This window comes from Streptomyces sp. NPDC048504 (assembly GCF_043200035.1).
In the GTDB taxonomy this organism is placed as follows: Bacteria; Actinomycetota; Actinomycetes; order Streptomycetales; family Streptomycetaceae; genus Streptomyces.
Window position 1 is genome coordinate 22,954 of the sequence record NZ_JBICXA010000009.1, and the last position, 15,392, is coordinate 38,345.

The 15,392-nt window shown below is 69.3% G+C and carries 10 protein-coding genes; 6 read left to right on the top strand and 4 right to left on the bottom strand.

Annotated features, from left to right (window positions below; all coding sequences use genetic code 11):
- Positions 1-177 precede the first annotated feature (177 nt).
- Complete coding sequence (locus ACGFY9_RS22765) at positions 178-1,728, top strand: DUF1996 domain-containing protein (RefSeq protein ID WP_393756754.1); 1,551 nt, start codon at positions 178-180, stop codon at positions 1,726-1,728.
- Positions 1,729-1,816: 88 nt separating this feature from the next.
- Here the strand turns inward: ACGFY9_RS22765 and ACGFY9_RS22770 are convergent, their stop codons facing one another.
- Positions 1,817-2,218 (bottom strand): hypothetical protein, encoded by a 402-nt coding sequence (locus ACGFY9_RS22770; RefSeq protein WP_043682399.1) that lies wholly within the window; start codon positions 2,216-2,218, stop codon positions 1,817-1,819.
- 142 nt (positions 2,219-2,360) lie between these two features.
- Here ACGFY9_RS22770 and ACGFY9_RS22775 point away from each other — a divergent pair, with 142 nt between their 5' ends.
- The 5 genes from ACGFY9_RS22775 to ACGFY9_RS22795 all read left to right on the top strand — a co-directional run bounded on the left by ACGFY9_RS22775 (position 2,361) and on the right by ACGFY9_RS22795 (position 7,684).
- Positions 2,361-2,873, top strand: a complete 513-nt coding sequence (locus ACGFY9_RS22775) for a tetratricopeptide repeat protein (RefSeq protein WP_393756756.1) — start codon at positions 2,361-2,363, stop codon at positions 2,871-2,873.
- A gap of 49 nt (positions 2,874-2,922) precedes the next feature.
- Entirely contained in the window at positions 2,923-4,845 is a 1,923-nt protein-coding gene (locus ACGFY9_RS22780) for a hypothetical protein (RefSeq protein ID WP_393756758.1), read from the top strand.
- A 177-nt stretch (positions 4,846-5,022) separates the two neighbouring features.
- Positions 5,023-5,889: a metal-dependent hydrolase gene (locus ACGFY9_RS22785; protein WP_393756760.1), complete on the top strand. Its 867-nt coding sequence runs from the start codon at positions 5,023-5,025 to the stop codon at positions 5,887-5,889.
- The gene (locus ACGFY9_RS22790) at positions 5,889-6,926 is read left to right on the top strand and encodes a PDR/VanB family oxidoreductase (RefSeq protein WP_393756762.1); all 1,038 of its coding nucleotides are present in this window, start codon (positions 5,889-5,891) and stop codon (positions 6,924-6,926) included. Before ACGFY9_RS22785 ends, ACGFY9_RS22790 begins: the two co-directional genes overlap by 1 nt.
- 68 nt (positions 6,927-6,994) lie before the next feature.
- On the top strand, positions 6,995-7,684 hold the full coding sequence (locus ACGFY9_RS22795; protein ID WP_393756764.1) for a TetR/AcrR family transcriptional regulator: 690 nt from the start codon (positions 6,995-6,997) through the stop codon (positions 7,682-7,684).
- Between the two features lie 17 nt (positions 7,685-7,701).
- Here the strand turns inward: ACGFY9_RS22795 and ACGFY9_RS22800 are convergent, their stop codons facing one another.
- From ACGFY9_RS22800 to pulA, 3 genes are all read right to left on the bottom strand, one after another.
- A complete protein-coding gene (locus ACGFY9_RS22800; RefSeq protein ID WP_393756766.1) occupies positions 7,702-8,058 on the bottom strand; it encodes a 5-carboxymethyl-2-hydroxymuconate Delta-isomerase in 357 nt (118 codons plus the stop codon).
- A 53-nt stretch (positions 8,059-8,111) separates the two neighbouring features.
- Positions 8,112-9,731 (bottom strand): SpoIIE family protein phosphatase, encoded by a 1,620-nt coding sequence (locus tag ACGFY9_RS22805; protein WP_393756768.1) that lies wholly within the window; start codon positions 9,729-9,731, stop codon positions 8,112-8,114.
- Positions 9,732-9,807: 76 nt separating this feature from the next.
- Complete coding sequence (gene pulA / locus ACGFY9_RS22810; RefSeq protein ID WP_393756770.1) at positions 9,808-15,222, bottom strand: pullulanase-type alpha-1,6-glucosidase; 5,415 nt, start codon at positions 15,220-15,222, stop codon at positions 9,808-9,810.
- Positions 15,223-15,392: the final 170 nt, after the last annotated feature.

Sequence of the window (15,392 nt, forward strand, 5' to 3'; positions counted from 1 at the left end):
CCTGTGAGTCGATCACAACTGCTGGTGTTTAAAGGGCAGTTGGGAGGGGACTTACCCAAGAATCTCTCATCAGTTTCTGAGACGGCTGAACACTCCTGGGACCCCCTGCGTATCAAAGGGCGCCGCTTCACTCCTGTCGGGCGCCTCGCTGCCCCGCAAGGAAGTCAGAGGAGTTCCATGGGACGCAATGATCGTAAACGCCGTACGCCGCTGGCCACCAAGGCCATTGCCGCATCGGCTGCCCTAGCGCTCGGTGGGGGCGGGCTGCTCTGGGCACAGATGAACGCTTCGGCGCACGAGTCCAACTCGTCGGGGCAGAACCAGACCAAGGCCGCGGCCGCCGCGGCGCAGGTCGCCACGATCGCCTGCCCGGACGTCGGCCAGCAGCTGACGAACGTGCCGCAGAAGGCTCGTCAGGGTGTCGCCACCGAGCTGGCGAACCTCGACAAGCAGATCACCGAGGCCTACGCCCGGCTCGCCTCGACGCGTCAGGCCCAGGCGAATGACGCGAGCTTCGTGCAGAACGCGATCGTCGGCCCCCTCAAGGAGAAGCGGGCCGCGACGATCGACCGCATTCGCATCGACATCCAGCGAGTGGGCGGCACCGTCAACGCGACAGCGCTGAAGCAGCTCGCCGCCTGTACGACGCAGAACGCCACCAACACCACCACGGCGGGCGGCGGCAAGAACAACGGCGGGGGCAAGAACAACAACGGCGGCCAGAACAACGGCGGTCAGAACACCGCGGCGCCGAGCGCGAGTGCCAGCGCCTCCGCGGCGCCCCCCGCCAACAACGGCGGCCAGGCCGGCAACGGCCCGACGGCGGCCGACTTCGTGGACATCACGAAGGTGGCGAACAACGTGCTGGCGAAGCCGCAGAACAGCGGCCAGGCTTCGACCGGTTCGTTCACCACCAGGTGCGGTGTCAACGCGAACAAGAACCACAACACCGACAACGTCATCGTGGCGCCCGGCGTGACCAACGGCGCGCACCACGAGCACGACTACGTCGGCAACCAGAAGGTCAACGCGTTCTCCACGAACGACTCGCTGCTGGCCGCCCCCTCCAGCTGCCAGAACCAGAGTGACCTCTCGGCGTACTACTGGCCGGTCGTGCGTGTGCAGGACGGCTCGCAGGAGTTCGACGCGAACGCGCTCGGCGGTGGCAAGGAAGGCAACGTCGGCAAGATCCTGACCCCGCAGTCGGCGCAGATCAAGTACGTCGGTTCGCCGGCCAGCAAGGTCGTCGCGATGCCGCAGTTCCTGCGCATCATCACCGGTGACGCCAAGACCCTCACCAACGGTCTGGCGAACGCCAACGCGCACTGGAGCTGCACCGGCTTCGAGAACAAGGTCCAGCTGACGGAGCAGTACCCGATCTGCCCGCAGGGCAGCAACGTGGTCCGCACCTTCGCGTTCCAGAGCTGCTGGGACGGCGTGAACATCGACAGCGCCAACCACCGTACGCACGTGGCCTTCGCGGACCCGGCGAGCGGTGTCTGCGGGAACGGCTTCAAGGCCATCCCGCAGCTGACGATGCGCCTGGTCTACAAGATCACGCCGCCCACCATCCAGGCGGACGGCACGGTGAAGAACGCCTACGCCGTGGACGGTTTCCCGGAGCAGCTGCACAAGGCTTCGACCGACCACGACGACTTCATCAGCGTCACCAAGAACAACCTGGCGGCGACGATCGCCAACTGCATCAACACCGGCAAGAAGTGCTAGTGAGCGCAGCCAGCCGGTAGAACCCGGTGGTACGAAAGCGGGCGGTGGGAGTCTCCCACCGCCCGCTTTCGTTCGTCCGTACGGGAGTTCAGCTGGTGTGCTTCGAGTGGTCGGTGCCGATCTCCTCGTCGCCGCCGAGCGTCAGCTGGAGCTTCTTGACGATCTTGTCGGTGCCCACGGCGACCCACTTGCGGCCGACGAGGTAGAAACCGCCGTAGTCCTTGGCGTCGTTGATCCACTCGCGCTGGCCGCGGTCGGTGGCGAAGGTCGCGAGGACGAACTTGCCGTAGCTCATCTTGCAGATGGCCTGGCGGAGTTCGTCGGCGTCGGTCTGGATGTCGGGCGTGCACTTCACCTTGGCCGCCAGGCTCTCCAGGCTGCCGGTGGCCGCCGTCGGAATGGTCGCGGCCTTGGTGTCGGCGCCGCAGCCCACCAGCGCCAGCGCCGCCGTGGCACCGGCCACCGCGAGCATCGGTCGGGTCAGCCTCATCTGTCGTTCCTCCGGTCGTCCGGTCAACACAAGCATGCCGCAGCGAACCCCGGCGAGGGGCCGTCCCATCCGATACGGCCCGGAGGGGCCCCGCGCTCAAATCCATGGTCCTCGGCTGGACGCGTGTGCGAAGGTGACGCCCATGGATCAAGATGTGGATCAGGGCTGGGAAGACCGCGTGACCGCCGCCTGGGCGACCTTCGACGACTATCCCGAGGAGAGGGCGGCCGAGTTCCGTGCCCTGATCGACGCGCTCGTCGCCGAGCTGCCGGACGGCAGTCCGCTACGGCCGTTCGAACAGGCCTGCGCCTGGGACTCCACCGGACATTCCGACCAGGCCGTTCCGCTGTACCGGGAGGCGCTCGCGCGCGGGCTTGACGGCTACAAGGGACGCCGGGCGAAGATCCAACTATCCAGTTCGCTGCGGAACATCGGGCAGGCGGAGGAGGGCGTCAAGCTGCTCACGCCCGAACTCGACGGCCCCTCGGACGAGTTGGACGACGCGGTCCGCGCGTGCCTCGCCCTGTGTCTGTCCAGTGTGGGTCGCGACCGCGAGGGCCTGTCCCTCGTGCTGGGCGCCCTCGCGCCCCATCTCCCGCGCTACCAGCGGTCGATGGCGAACTACGCGCGGGCCCTGGTCGAGCCCGAGGCCTGAGCCGCCCGGGCGGCGGTGACCAACTCACCATTCGCTCGTTTTGCTGAACGTGCAGTCACAGGATGTCGCCAAGCGCCCCGCAGCTTCACCCACCGACCCGGTCGTCGATGTCGAACAGGCCGAGGCCGCGCTCGTCGAGCACTATCCACGGCTCGTCCGGCTCGCCTATCTCGTGCTCCCCCCGAGCCTCGGCCGCAACCGGCGCGTCCTGACCGCGCACGCCCTCACCCAGCGCGCCCTGCCCAGAGGCCGCGCGTCCGCGTCCGTGATCCCGGCCCAGTCGACCGGCCGCGACGGCGACCCCGGCTATGCCTTCGTCCGTCTCCGGGTCGTCCGTACGGCGCTGGAGGCGGGCCTCCCGCTGTCGTTCCGCGCATGGCCCAAGCGGTCCCAGCTCCCGCCGCTGCTCCCCCAGGTGCGGGGCCTACGGCTCTTCCCGCGCTCGGGCGGCGCCGACGAACTCGCCCTGGACCAGCGGCTGTCGGCGCTGTCCGGCCCGGCCCGCGCGGTGTACGTGCTGCGTGGCCTGGAGAAGCTGCCCGACGGCGACGTACGCAGGGTGCTCGCGGCGGCCGGGGTCGACGAGGTGGACGAGGCGCTGAGCGAGGCCGACGAGACGCCCGCGCAGTACGAACTCCTCAACTCCCCCGAGTTCGACCCCTGTTCGCTGCACGCGCGGCCCACCGACCTGATGCGCCGCCGCCAGCACGGCAAGGCCGCGCTCGCCGCCGCGGCGGCCGTCGCCGTGTGCGGCGCGCTGCTCGCGATGCCCGGCGGCGGCTGGGGCCCGGACGGCGCCGCCGCACCCGCCTACGCGCAGAACCCGGCGTCCCAAGCCGCCCTGAATCCAGGCAAGTTGATCAGGATCGCGCCCACCGCGTGGCAGTCCTCCGCACGCGAGGACTTCTCCGTCTGGCCCGCCCGCGGCGACCTCACCGAGGACACCGCCCTGCTGCGCCGCGCCCTCGCCGTCTGGGCCCGCCCCGGCGAGTCCGTCCAGGTCTCGGCCACCCCCGGCACCCCCTCCGGCGGCCCGGCGGGCCCGCCCCAGCTCCTCTACGCCGGCACGGTCGACAACGCGCGCGTGGTGATCCTCTACGACGGTCTGCGCATCGCCCGTTACGCCGAACCGAAGGACGGCACCAAGGGGGCGGCGCTGGACTTCGCGCGCGTCGACGGCGCGACCGGGTCCGAGTCGGACGCGGTGGTCCTGGACCGCGCCGACGGCAACGTCCGTTATCTGACGGCCCCTTGGGTGAAGAAGGCGGCCGAGCGCGACCTGCAGAAGCCGAACGCCGGCGCGCTGCCCATGACCGTCACCGACGGGATCACCTCGCCGCTGGCCAGCCCCGCGCAGGCGACCGGCGCGTGCACGTCGTGGAACGTGCTCCAGCTGACCGACGACACCGGCACCACTCGCCTGATGAGCGACCTCGGCGAACTGGTCCCGGCGCACCTCACCGCAGGCCGCCCCGGCTCGGTCCACGAGGTGTCCGGCGCTGCGGCCCAGCACGCCTGGGCGCCCTTCGCCTGCTCCCTCGGCGCGATGCGCTCGCTCGGCGTACGGACCGTGAACGCCTGGCAGTTCGCCCAGCAGCCGCTGCCCGACGCGAGCGGCGCGGCGGACTGGGTGTGCACCCGGGCCGAGACCTGGCAGGGCGGCGGCGAGCGGGTGCTGGCACAGTTCCGCACACCGGGCGGGACGTACGGCGCGGTCGCCGCGAAGGCGCAGGGGGTGCCGGCGTGCGGGGCGCGTGATCCGCATGTGCTGGCCGGGGTGCTGTGGAAGTCGGCGGCGGGGCACTGGTACCTGTTGGCGGCGGGTAGTAAGGGCACGGAGGCGGTGAGTGCGACCGGCGGGGTCAATGGCTCGGCTCGGGGTGCACTGCTCGCCGTGAAGACCAAGCAGGGTGTTCAGGCCGAGTTGAAGGGGATTCTGGACGACGGCACTACGATCGCGGGCCTGCGTTAGCGCTCCGCTGCGCGGGTGCGTCGTCGGGTGCGGGTCCGTTGTGGCTGGGCGCGCAGTTCCCCGCGCCCCTAGGGTGCTGACCTCAGCCGGCACTCGATCGCCAGCTCGCTGACATTCGCGTCAACAAGTCTCCGCACAAGGCTTCCCCAGAGACTTACCCGTCAGTACATTGACGCCATGTCTAACACGCCGCTCAAGGCCCGAAAGGTGTCCTTCTCCTGGGAGGGCACCCCGCTGCACTGGGTGCCCGGCGACCCGTTCACCACGCACACGATCAACGTGCTGCATCTGCTGCTGCCCGCCGGTGAGCGGTGGTTCGTGCACGTCTACAAGCAGGTGCTGCCGCTCATCCGGGACGAGCAACTCCGCGCGGACGTCATCGGGTTCATCGGCCAGGAGGCGATGCACTCCCAGGCGCACGACGAAGTCCTCCCGCACCTCAAGGAGTTGGGGCTCGACCCGACGCCGTACACCGCACAGGTCGACTGGTTCTTCGAGAAGCTGCTCGGCGACCGCACGCTGCCCCCGGGCAAGGCCCGGAGGTGGTGGCTGCTGGAGCGGGTCGCGATCATCGCGGCGATCGAGCACTACACCGCGTTCCTCGGCAACTGGGTGCTGAACGCCGAGGAGTTGGACCGGCGCGGGGCCGATCCGACCATGCTGGACCTGCTGCGCTGGCACGGCGCCGAGGAGGTCGAGCACCGGTCCGTCGCCTTCGACCTCTTCACGCACGTCGACGGCAGCTACCGGCGGCGCGCCCGGACCTGGGCAACCGCGTTCGCCGCCCTGATCTTCCTGTGGCAGCGCGGGTCCCGCTTCTTCATGGCGAACGACCCGACCCTCGTCGACGCCCACGCGAGCTTCAAGGACTTCTACGTCGCCGGGAAACGCGGCACCCTGCCCGCCACCCGGGACATGCTCAGGTCCATACCCCGCTACCTGAGCCGCGCCTACCACCCCTCGCAGGAGGGCAGCACCGAGCAGGCCGTCGCCTACCTCGCGTCCTCGCCCGCCGCGGTGGCCGCCGAGAAGAGGGCGGAGTAGTGCCGAAGCCCCTCACCGTCGCCGTCCTGGCCGGCGCCGCGCTCCTCACCCGCCGTGCGCTACGGCGCCGGGTGCGGGCCTCGCCCCTGTGGCCGCTGCCCGCGCTGGACCCGCCGATCTCCGGCCGGCCGCGCACACGCGCACTGAGACTCCGGGTCGCCGCGCGGGAGACGGTGGCCGAGGGCGTCGTACAACTGCGCCTGGAGGGAAGGGACTTGCCGCAGTGGGAGCCCGGGGCGCACATCGATCTGGTGCTGCCTTCCGGGCTGGTGCGGCAGTACTCGCTGTGCGGGGACCCGGCGGACACCTCGTCCTACACGGTCGCGACGCGGCTGGTCGGGGACGGGCGGGGCGGGTCGCGCGAGGTGCACGAACAGGTGTGGGTGGGCGCGGAGTTGGAGGTACGGGGGCCGCGCAATCGCTTCCCGCTCGTCGAGGCGCCCGCATACGTCTTCGTCGTCGGAGGGATCGGGATCACCCCGGTGCTGCCGATGCTGCGGGCGCTGCCCGAGGGCGTCAACTGGCGCCTGCTGTACGCCGGTCGGACGCGGGAGTCGATGCCGTTCCTGGCCGAGATCGAGGAACTCGGCGCGGACCGGGTGACCGTCGTGGCCGGACTGCCCGATCTGGACGGGGAGTTGGCCGACGTACCCGACGAAGCGGTGGTCTACTGCTGCGGGCCGGAGGGGCTGATGGCATCCGTCGCGGAGCGCTTCCCGGACGTACGCCTCGAACGCTTCGCACCCCGGACCGCACCGGACGGCAACCGCGGCGACGTGGCCTTCGAGGTCGAACTCCGGCGCAGCGGGCGGACGTTGACCGTGCCCGCCGACTCCACGGTGCTCGCGGCCGTCCGTGCGGAGCTGCCGAACACCCTCTACTCCTGCGAACAGGGATTCTGCGGGACCTGCCAACAGCGGGTGCTGGAAGGGGAAGTGGAGCATCGGGACGAGTTGCTGACCGACGGCGAGCGGGCCGACTCGATGTTGATCTGCGTGTCACGGGCCCGAAGTGAGCGTCTGGTGCTGGATTTGTGATGAGGTGATGTGAACAACCCTGTCGGTCCGGTCCGTTCGGGGCCGGAACGGATCGGTAAGGTGTTCGCATGACTACCGGGGTTCGCCGCAGGATGGGAGTCGAGGAACGGCGACAGCAGTTGATCGGCGTCGCTCTCGACCTGTTCAGCCATCGCTCGCCCGACGAGGTCTCCATCGACGAGATAGCCGCGGCCGCGGGCATTTCCCGGCCGCTGGTCTACCACTACTTTCCCGGCAAACTCAGCCTGTACGAGGCCGCGTTGCAGCGCGCCTCGGACGATCTCGCCGGGCGGTTCGTGGTCGCCCAGGAGGGCTCGCTGGGGGGACGGCTGCTGCGGGTGATGGGCCGGTTCTTCGACTTCGTGGACGACCACGGGCCCGGTTTCGCGGCGCTGATGCGCGGCGGTCCGGCGGTCGGCTCGTCCACCACCAACGCGTTGGTCGACGGGGTGCGGCAGGCCGCGTATCTCCAGATCCTGTCCCACATGAAGGTCGAACAGCCGCCCGCCCGGCTGGAGTTGATGATCCGCTCCTGGATATCGCTGGTCGAGTCGACGGCCCTGATCTGGCTGGACGGCCGACGCATCCCGCGCACCGATCTGGAACGCCAACTCGTGCACGACTTCGGGGCGTTGGCGGCGGTGAGCGCGGCCTACGACGACGAACTGGCCGCGCTGCTGCGCGAGTCCCTCCGGAACGAGCCGGGCGACGGGCCGTTCACCGACCTCGTCGCCCGGCTGATCGCGCTGGCGTCCTAGCAGCCGTACAACAAGACCTAGCGCTCGAACTTCCGGTAGGACGCGTCCAGTTCGCGCACCTCGGCCGAGGCGTGCAGGACGGAGCCGTCCTCGTCGATGTACTCGCGGAGGAGGTCCAGGACCTTCTCGGTCAGCTTGGCCTTGGTCTCCTCGGTGCGTCCGGCGAGCAGGCCGAGGGTGACGTGGACGACGGTGTGTCCCAGCTCGTCGAGACCCTCGTACCCGAAGGCCGTGTACTCGCTCGGGCGGAACTGGGTCTTGCACGCCTCCGGTTTCGCGGCCGCGATCTCGACGACCGCCTCGTGCAGCGCACGGGCGAAACCGTCCTGGTCGAAGGAGATCGTGTGGGAGTGGTCGACGGTGATCTGCGGCATCAGGCGCTCCTGTTTCTCAGCCAACAACGGGCTCACCCTAGCTCCCCACGGGCTCACCCCAGCCGTAGCGCCAGCATCGCGATGTCGTCGTCCCGGTCGACACCGAAGCAGTCGAGCAGGGTGTCGCACAGGGCGTCCAGACCCGGCAGCGCGCCGGAGGCGGCCGCGCGGAGGTGTTCCATCGACACGGAGATGTCCGTGCCCCGGGTCTCGATGAGGCCGTCGGTGATCATGAGGAGCCGGTCGGTGGGTTCGAGGAACAGTTCCGTGGGCGCCGGATGGGACAGGCCCACGCCGAGCAGCGGGCCGGCCGCCTTGGCGTAGTCCGCGCTGCCGTTGTCCCGGATGATCAGGGGCGGGATGTGGCCCGCGTTGGCGATGAGGGTGCGCCCGGTGTCCGGGGCGACGAGGGCCAGGCAGACGGTGACCGTGGTCTCCGGGTGGTAGTGCTGGAGCATCCGGTCCAGCCGCTCGGCGAGGACGCCCGGGTCGCTCTCGTCGACGCAGTAGGCGCGCAGGGCGTGCCGGATCTCCACCATGACGGTGGCCGCCTCCAGCGAGTGCCCGACGACGTCGCCGACCGCGAACAGCACTCCCCCGGTGACCTTGAGGACGGCGTAGAAGTCGCCGCCGATCTCGGTGTCCTGGGACGCGGGCACGTACCGTACGACCGCGTCGACGCCCGGGATTTCGGGCAGCCGGTCCGGCGTGGGCAGGAAGCTGCGCTGGAGGGTGAGGGCGACATGCCGTTCGACCTGGTACATGAGGAGCGGTTCGGCGGCGAGCGCGGTGGCCTGCGCGAGCTGGGCCAGCAGCGCGCCGGCCTCGGGGCCCACCCGGCGCAGGCCGCGGGTGGGGGCGGCGAGGCAGACCGGCGCCCGGCCCTCGTGGGTGAGGACCAGCGCGAGGCGGGCGTCGTGCTCCACGCCGGGCCGGAAGAACCCGGTGGGCCACAGCGGCGCGGGCACCGTGGTGATCTGCACCCCGGACTGCCCCTGGGAGAGCCGCCGCAGCAGCCGGGCCACCGTCCGGTCTGCGTCCTCGCCCGGCAGCGCCACCGCGGTGCGGTCCCGGGGCAGGCCGCGGTACAGCTGGTCGTCCCGGTCGAGGACGAACACGGCGGCGGGGGTGCCGGTGAGCCGTGCGGTGCCGTCGGCGGCGACGTCGACGAGTTCCTGGAGGGAACGCGCCGCCTGGATGGTGACGATCATCTCCGACAGCAGGGTCAGCCGCCGTACGAGCGCCTGGTCGTCGGCGCGCAGCCGGGCGGCGCGGACCGCGGACCGGACCGCCGCCTCGATCTCCTCGGGCTCCGCGGGCACCGTGAGAAAGGCCTCGTCGCCCGCGTCGAGCGCCTGGCAGCGGTCGCTCGGGGGCGCGGCGAGGGCCGAGACGTGCACGACCGGCAGGCCCGCCATGCGCGGCCGCTCCTTGAGCAGCCGGCACAGTTCGAACCCGCTCATGTCCGGCAGGTTCACGTCGATCAGGGCTACGTCGGGCAGGTTCCCCTTGCGCAGCCGTACATCGAGTTCGTCGAGCGCCTCGGCGCCGCTGCCGACCGCGAGGACCCTGTGCCCCGCGCGGCTCAGCACGCTTTCGACCGCGAACCGGCTCGCCGGCTCGTCGTCCACGACCAGCACGGTCGCATGCGTCAGTTTGCCGTTGACGTCCATTTCTCAGACCTGGCCCTTTGACACACCGGTGGGGCAGGCCGGTGTCCGCAGCCTGCCCCACTACGGTAATGCGCTTTCAGGGTGTCCGGGTGAATACCGCCACAGTGCGCCCCGGAACGACGAAGGTGCCCGAAACCTTCGCGTACGAGGCCGACTTCACGGTGGCGTCCGCACCGGCCGCCTGCACCGGGTGCAGCCGGTATCCGGTACCGGCGAGGGAGCCCACCTTCTGCTCCTGCGCGCTCGGCGTCGCGTTGAACACGACCACCAGATCACCGAGTTCCATGGTGATCACCCCGGGCGTCTCGTCCTTCCCGGACAGCGGGAAGGACATCTCCGACTGCACCTGCCCGGCCGTGTCGAGCGAGAACACGGGCTCGGTCGTACGGATCTTCAGCAGATCCTGGTACGCGGCCGAGGCCCCGTCGATCTGCCCGCAGCCGACCTTGACCGACGTCAACAGGCCTTTCGCGTAAGTCCACTTGGACGTGTTGTCGGCCGCCATCGGCAGGCCCAGCCCGAAGCCGTTGCCGTCCGCGCAGTTCCAGTGGATCGCGTTGAACCAGTCGCCGCTGTCGAACGAGTTGCGGTCCAGGGACTTGGAGCGCAGCAGGTCGGTCCCGGCCTGAGAGAGGGACGGCCCCTGCGAGAGGGTCGCCGTGGCCATCGCGAGGACCTGCATCCGCGCCCGGTCGGCGGCGCTCGTCGTGGCGGGCAACTTGTAGGTCAGCGCGTCGAACAGCGACTCGTTGTCGTGCGCGTCCACGTAGGCGAGGGCGTCGCCGGGCGCGTCCGCGTAGCCGGCGGCAGCGCCGTTGTAGTCGATCTCGGCGCCGGTGACGTCCTTACCGTCGGTGTCCGTGAACCGGTACGCGGCGAGGTTGCCGCTCAGGCCGACCTTGATGAGGTCCTGGTAGTGCAGGAGGCGGGCCTTCTGCTCGGCCGAAGTGCCGTTGGCCGTAGAGGAGTTGGGGTCGGTGTAGAGCCCCGAGGCGAAGCCCTGCACCCCCGGGTCCTCGTCGAAGGGGCTGCCGCCGCGTACGGCGTCCCGGGCCCGGTCGGAGAAGGTCGCGATGCCGGTGCCGGCCATGTTCTTCTGCGTGGCCTGCACGAAGCGGGCGTCGTCGGCGACCTCGCCGAAGTTCCATCCCTCGCCGTACATGATGATCTTCTTGCCGTCGACGCCGTCCTTTGCGAGGGTCAGCGCGTCCAACGCCTTGCGTACGGCGAGGATGTTGGCCTTCGGCTGGTGCCCCATGAGGTCGAAGCGGAAGCCGTCGACCTTGTACTCCTTGGCCCAGGTGACCACGGAGTCGACGACGAGCTTGCCCATCATGGCGTTCTCGGTGGCCGTGTTGGCACAGCAGGTGGAGTTCGCCACGCTGCCGTCGGCCAACAGCCGCTGGTAGTAGCCCGGCACGATCTTGTCCAGCACCGAGGTGTCCGCCTGCCCGCTGGCCGCCGTGTGGTTGTAGACCACGTCCATGACGACCCGGAGCCCGTCCTCGTTCAGCGACTTGACCATCTCGCGGAACTCGACGGTACGACCGGTGCCGTCCGGGTCGGTCGCGTACGAACCCTCGGGGACCGTGAAGTGGTAAGGGTCGTAACCCCAGTTGTAGGCGTCCTTCGCGGCGACGGCCGCCACGCACGCCTGCTGCTGCTCCGAGTCGGCGGCATAGGAGGCGAGATCGCAGTCCGTGGTCGCCTGCTCGGACTTCTTCTCCGGGATGGTGGCGATGTCGAAGGCGGGCAGCAGATGCACGTACGACGTCCCGGACTCGGCCAGCGCGCGCAGGTGCTTCGAGCCGTCGCTGTTCTTGTCCGTGAAGGCGAGGTAGGTCCCTTGGTCCTTCGCGGGAACCGTCTTGTCCGCGACGGAGAAGTCGCGGATGTGCAGCTCCTGGATCTCCGCGTCCTTCAGTGCCACCGCCTTCGGCTTCTTCAGGGTCGACCAGCCGCTCGGGGCAAGGGACTTGTCGGCGAGGTCGACGACGAGGCTGCGCTTCGAGTCGGTGGTGAGGGCGACCGAGTAGGGGTCGGTGACCTCGTTGGTGACGACCTTCTGGACGGTCGGCGCCCACACCTTCACGACGTACCGGTACGGCTTGTTCTTCCAGGAGGCGGGACCGGTGACGGACCAGACGCCGGTGCCGGCATCACGGCTCATCTTCTTGAGCGAGCCGTCGAGGTCGAGCTCGACGGACTGCGCGGTCGGCGCCCAAACGGCCAGCGTGGGACGGCCGTTGTGGAAGGTCGGGCCGAGGTCGGCCTTGGTCGCGGAGCCGTACAGGTCGTCGAGCACTCCGGCGATCTGCACGCCTGTGGCCGCCAACGCCGCGCCGTTCACGGCTCGTTGGGAGGCGACGAGCTGCCCACCCAAGGCCTCTCTCACGCGGCCTCGATCACGTGGGTCGACGGACCAGGCCGAATAGTCCTTCAGATAGGGGAACTTGGCCTTCTGGGCGTCGGTGAGCGTGGTCTTGGACAGCCGCAGCCACCGCTCGTCGTCGCTCGTCAGCGTGCCGTCCTTCACGGCGATCGAACCGTCGTGGGAGTACACGAGCTGGGTGGAGGCAGCCGCGTCGGAGCCGTTCCAGGCGACCGTGTCCCGGTCGATCCAGACCGCCTTGGAGGTGGTCAGGTCGAGGGCCGCCGCACTGCCCGCCGGCTGTGGCAGGAGGTACTTCTCCTGGCCGTTCAAGAGCCAGACCTCGTTGCCGTTGGTCTTGATGTCCAGTGACTGGTCGGCGGAGAGGTCCTTCTCGTCACCCTTGTGGATGATGTAACTGAGGCTGGTGGCACCGGAGTTGAGCGGTACCTCGAAGACAGCGCCATACGCGTCAGTCTTCACCGGCTGCAGCGGGCTCGACCAGTCCGTAGGGCTCGCGGCACCCGTCCAGACGTGCAGCCCCCAGCCGGTGTAGTCGCCGTCGGCGCGGTGGTAGTGGATGACGGCCTTGGTGGTGTCCTGCGCCGGGTAGTCGGGCCGCTGCGTCTGTACGGCCTCCTTGCCCTGCTCGATCCACACCTCGCCGGTCTGCGTGACGTCGATCGAACGGTCCGCGGAGACGTCCTTGGTGCCGTCCTTGTCGATCACCAGGAAGCTGACGTTCGTCGCGCCGGGCTTCAACTTGACGTAGGCGAAGGCCCCGTAGGCGTCCCGCCCGACGAAGGGATGGCTCGCGGGCCACGTCGTCGCCTCGCCGTCGGCGAGGTCGCCCCAGGCGTACAGGCCCCAGTTGTCGTAGTCGCCGTCGGTGCGCTTGTAGTGGACCACCGCGTAGTCGCGCGAGGATGCGGTGGGGATCTCTTCGGCGGGCGGGGTGCCGGCGGTGGAGACGGCCGTCGCACTCGCCGTGCGGCCGGTCGAGTCGACGACAACTGCCTTGTACCGCAGGGCCGTTCCGGCCGGTACGTCATTCCCGATCACCTGCGTGACCTTGTACGGGGCGTGGTCGGCGGAGCCCAGCGTCTGCCACTTGCCGTTGCCGGTCTGGGCGGCGAAGACGACCCGGTTGAGCTGACCGCCGGTGACGTCGGCGCTCAACTCGACGGTGCCGGTGGCTCCGGCGTCCGGGGCCTTGAGGGTGATCGTGGGCTTGGTGACGGGCTTGGCGAGAACTCCGGCCGCCTTGAGGACGATCGCGGCACCGGCCGGGACGGTGACGGTGACCTTGTTGTCGGCGCTGCTCGTCGCGGTGGCCGAAGTGCCGTAGATCCCCCGGTACTTCATGTCCGGCGAACCGGTCGCGAAGGTCACCGTCTTGGCCGAGTCGGCGTTGTTGAGGGCGACGACGTACTCGTTCTTGTCCGATCCCGTGCCCGTCCGTGTGAAGGCATAGACACCGGCGCCGTCGGCCGCGTAGCGCTCGGTCTGGACGCCGTCGGTGAGGGCGGGGTTGTCCGTGCGCAGCTTCGAGAGAGCGGCAATCTCCTTGTACAGCGGGGCAGTTGAGTCGTACGAGTCACTGGCGGCCGTCCGGTCGGTGCCGATCTCGTCGTCGTCGAGATAGTCGGCGACCTTCGACGCGAACATCGTCTGGCGGGCGTCCTTGTCGCCGCCGGAGCCGGTGAAGCCCTGTTCGTCGCCGTAGTAGACGACGGGGTTGCCGCGGCTGAGGAACATCAGCTCGTTGGCGAGCCTGTCCTTGGCGAGGAGTTGGGCGTCGGTGGCCTTCGGGTTGTCCTGGTCGAGGAAGTAGCCGATGCGGCCCATGTCGTGGTTGCCGAGGAAGGTGACCTGCTCGTACGCGTTCGCCTTGTCGGTCGTGTACTTGTAGTCGTCGCCGAAGACACTCGCGAGCTTCTGCGCGCTGCCGCCCTGGGAGGCGTAGGCGCGGGCCGCGTCCTGGAAGGGGAAGTCGAGCGTCGCGTCGAGGCGGCCCTGGGTGACGTACGGCGAAGTGACCGACGTGTCGGCGGAGTAGACCTCGCCGAACATGAAGAAGTTCCTACGGCCGTGCCGCGCCGCGTAGTTGTCGAGCGCGGTGGCCCACTGGGTCCAGAAGTCCATGTCGACGTGCTTGACGGTGTCGATGCGGAAGCCGTCGACGTCGAAGTCACGGACCCACTTCTCGTAGATCTTCTCCATGCCGCTGACGACCTCGGGGCGTTCGGTCCACAGGTCGTCGAGGCCGGAGAAGTCGCCGTAGGTGGCGTTCTCGCCGACGTAGGTCGAGTCGCCCCGATTGTGGTACATCGTCGGGTCGTTGAGCCAGGACGGGACCTTGGCGTCCGTCTTGCCGGCGTGGACGGTCGGGGTCTTCGGGAAGGAGGCGGTGGAGACGGCGGGGAACGTCTTCGTACCGTCCGCGTAGTCGGCGTCGTCGAAGGGCTGCCCGTCCTTGGTCAGGTACGGGAACGCGCCCTTGGAGAGGTAGTCGTAGGATTTGCCCTCGTAGTCGACGACGTCGGCGGTGTGGTTGGTGATGACGTCGAAGAAGACCTTCATGCCCTTGGCGTGCGCCTTGGAGATGAGGGTCGCCAGGTCCTTGTTGGTGCCGAAGTGCGGGTCGACCTGGGTGAAGTCCGTTATCCAGTAACCGTGGTAGCCGGCGGAGGCGTCGCTCCCCGTGCCCTGTACGGGCTGGTTCTTGAAGATCGGGGCCATCCAGATGGCGGTGGTGCCGAGGCCCTTGATGTAGTCGAGCTTCCTTGTCAGGCCCTTGAGGTCGCCGCCCTGGTAGAAGCCCTTGTCGGTGGGGTCGTAGCCGGTGCTGAGACGTGAACCGGTCAGCCCGCCTTGGTCGTTGGCGGTGTCGCCGTTGGCGAACCGGTCCGGCATCACGAAGTAGAACTGCTCGCGGGTGTCGTCGTGCCGGGCGGGTGTGGCTGCCAGCTTGGCGTCCGACGGGGGTGCGGGCGGGGTCGCGGCGTGGGCGGCGAGGGGTTGGACGAACGCCGCGAGGAGTGCGGCGACGATGACACCCGTGGCCCTTCTCCGTCGCTCGGTGCGGCGCGTGCGGGGCGCCGGCCATCTCGGTATCACAGGCGTGAACTCCTTGCGATTACGGCTCAGTTCGGGTCCGACCCCGGCGAGACCGTATCGCCGACGCAAGGGTTGCAGCAAGAGTCGTGAAAGGGGGAGAAAGAACTTTCAGCTGCCCGCTTTCCGGTCACCCGCGAAAAGGGTGCGGCGGCCCCTGCCGGCCGCCCGTA

What these genes read in the sequence shown, in the direction of transcription:
- ACGFY9_RS22775 (WP_393756756.1), top strand. Translation starts at nt 2,361, where the DNA reads ATGGATCAAGATGTGGATCAGGGCTGGGAAGACCGCGTGACCGCCGCC.
- ACGFY9_RS22785 (WP_393756760.1), top strand. Translation starts at nt 5,023, where the DNA reads ATGTCTAACACGCCGCTCAAGGCCCGAAAGGTGTCCTTCTCCTGGGAG.
- ACGFY9_RS22795 (WP_393756764.1), top strand. Translation starts at nt 6,995, where the DNA reads ATGACTACCGGGGTTCGCCGCAGGATGGGAGTCGAGGAACGGCGACAG.
- ACGFY9_RS22805 (WP_393756768.1), bottom strand. Translation starts at nt 9,731, where the DNA reads ATGGACGTCAACGGCAAACTGACGCATGCGACCGTGCTGGTCGTGGAC.
- ACGFY9_RS22765 (WP_393756754.1), top strand. Translation starts at nt 178, where the DNA reads ATGGGACGCAATGATCGTAAACGCCGTACGCCGCTGGCCACCAAGGCC.
- ACGFY9_RS22800 (WP_393756766.1), bottom strand. Translation starts at nt 8,058, where the DNA reads ATGCCGCAGATCACCGTCGACCACTCCCACACGATCTCCTTCGACCAG.
- ACGFY9_RS22770 (WP_043682399.1), bottom strand. Translation starts at nt 2,218, where the DNA reads ATGAGGCTGACCCGACCGATGCTCGCGGTGGCCGGTGCCACGGCGGCG.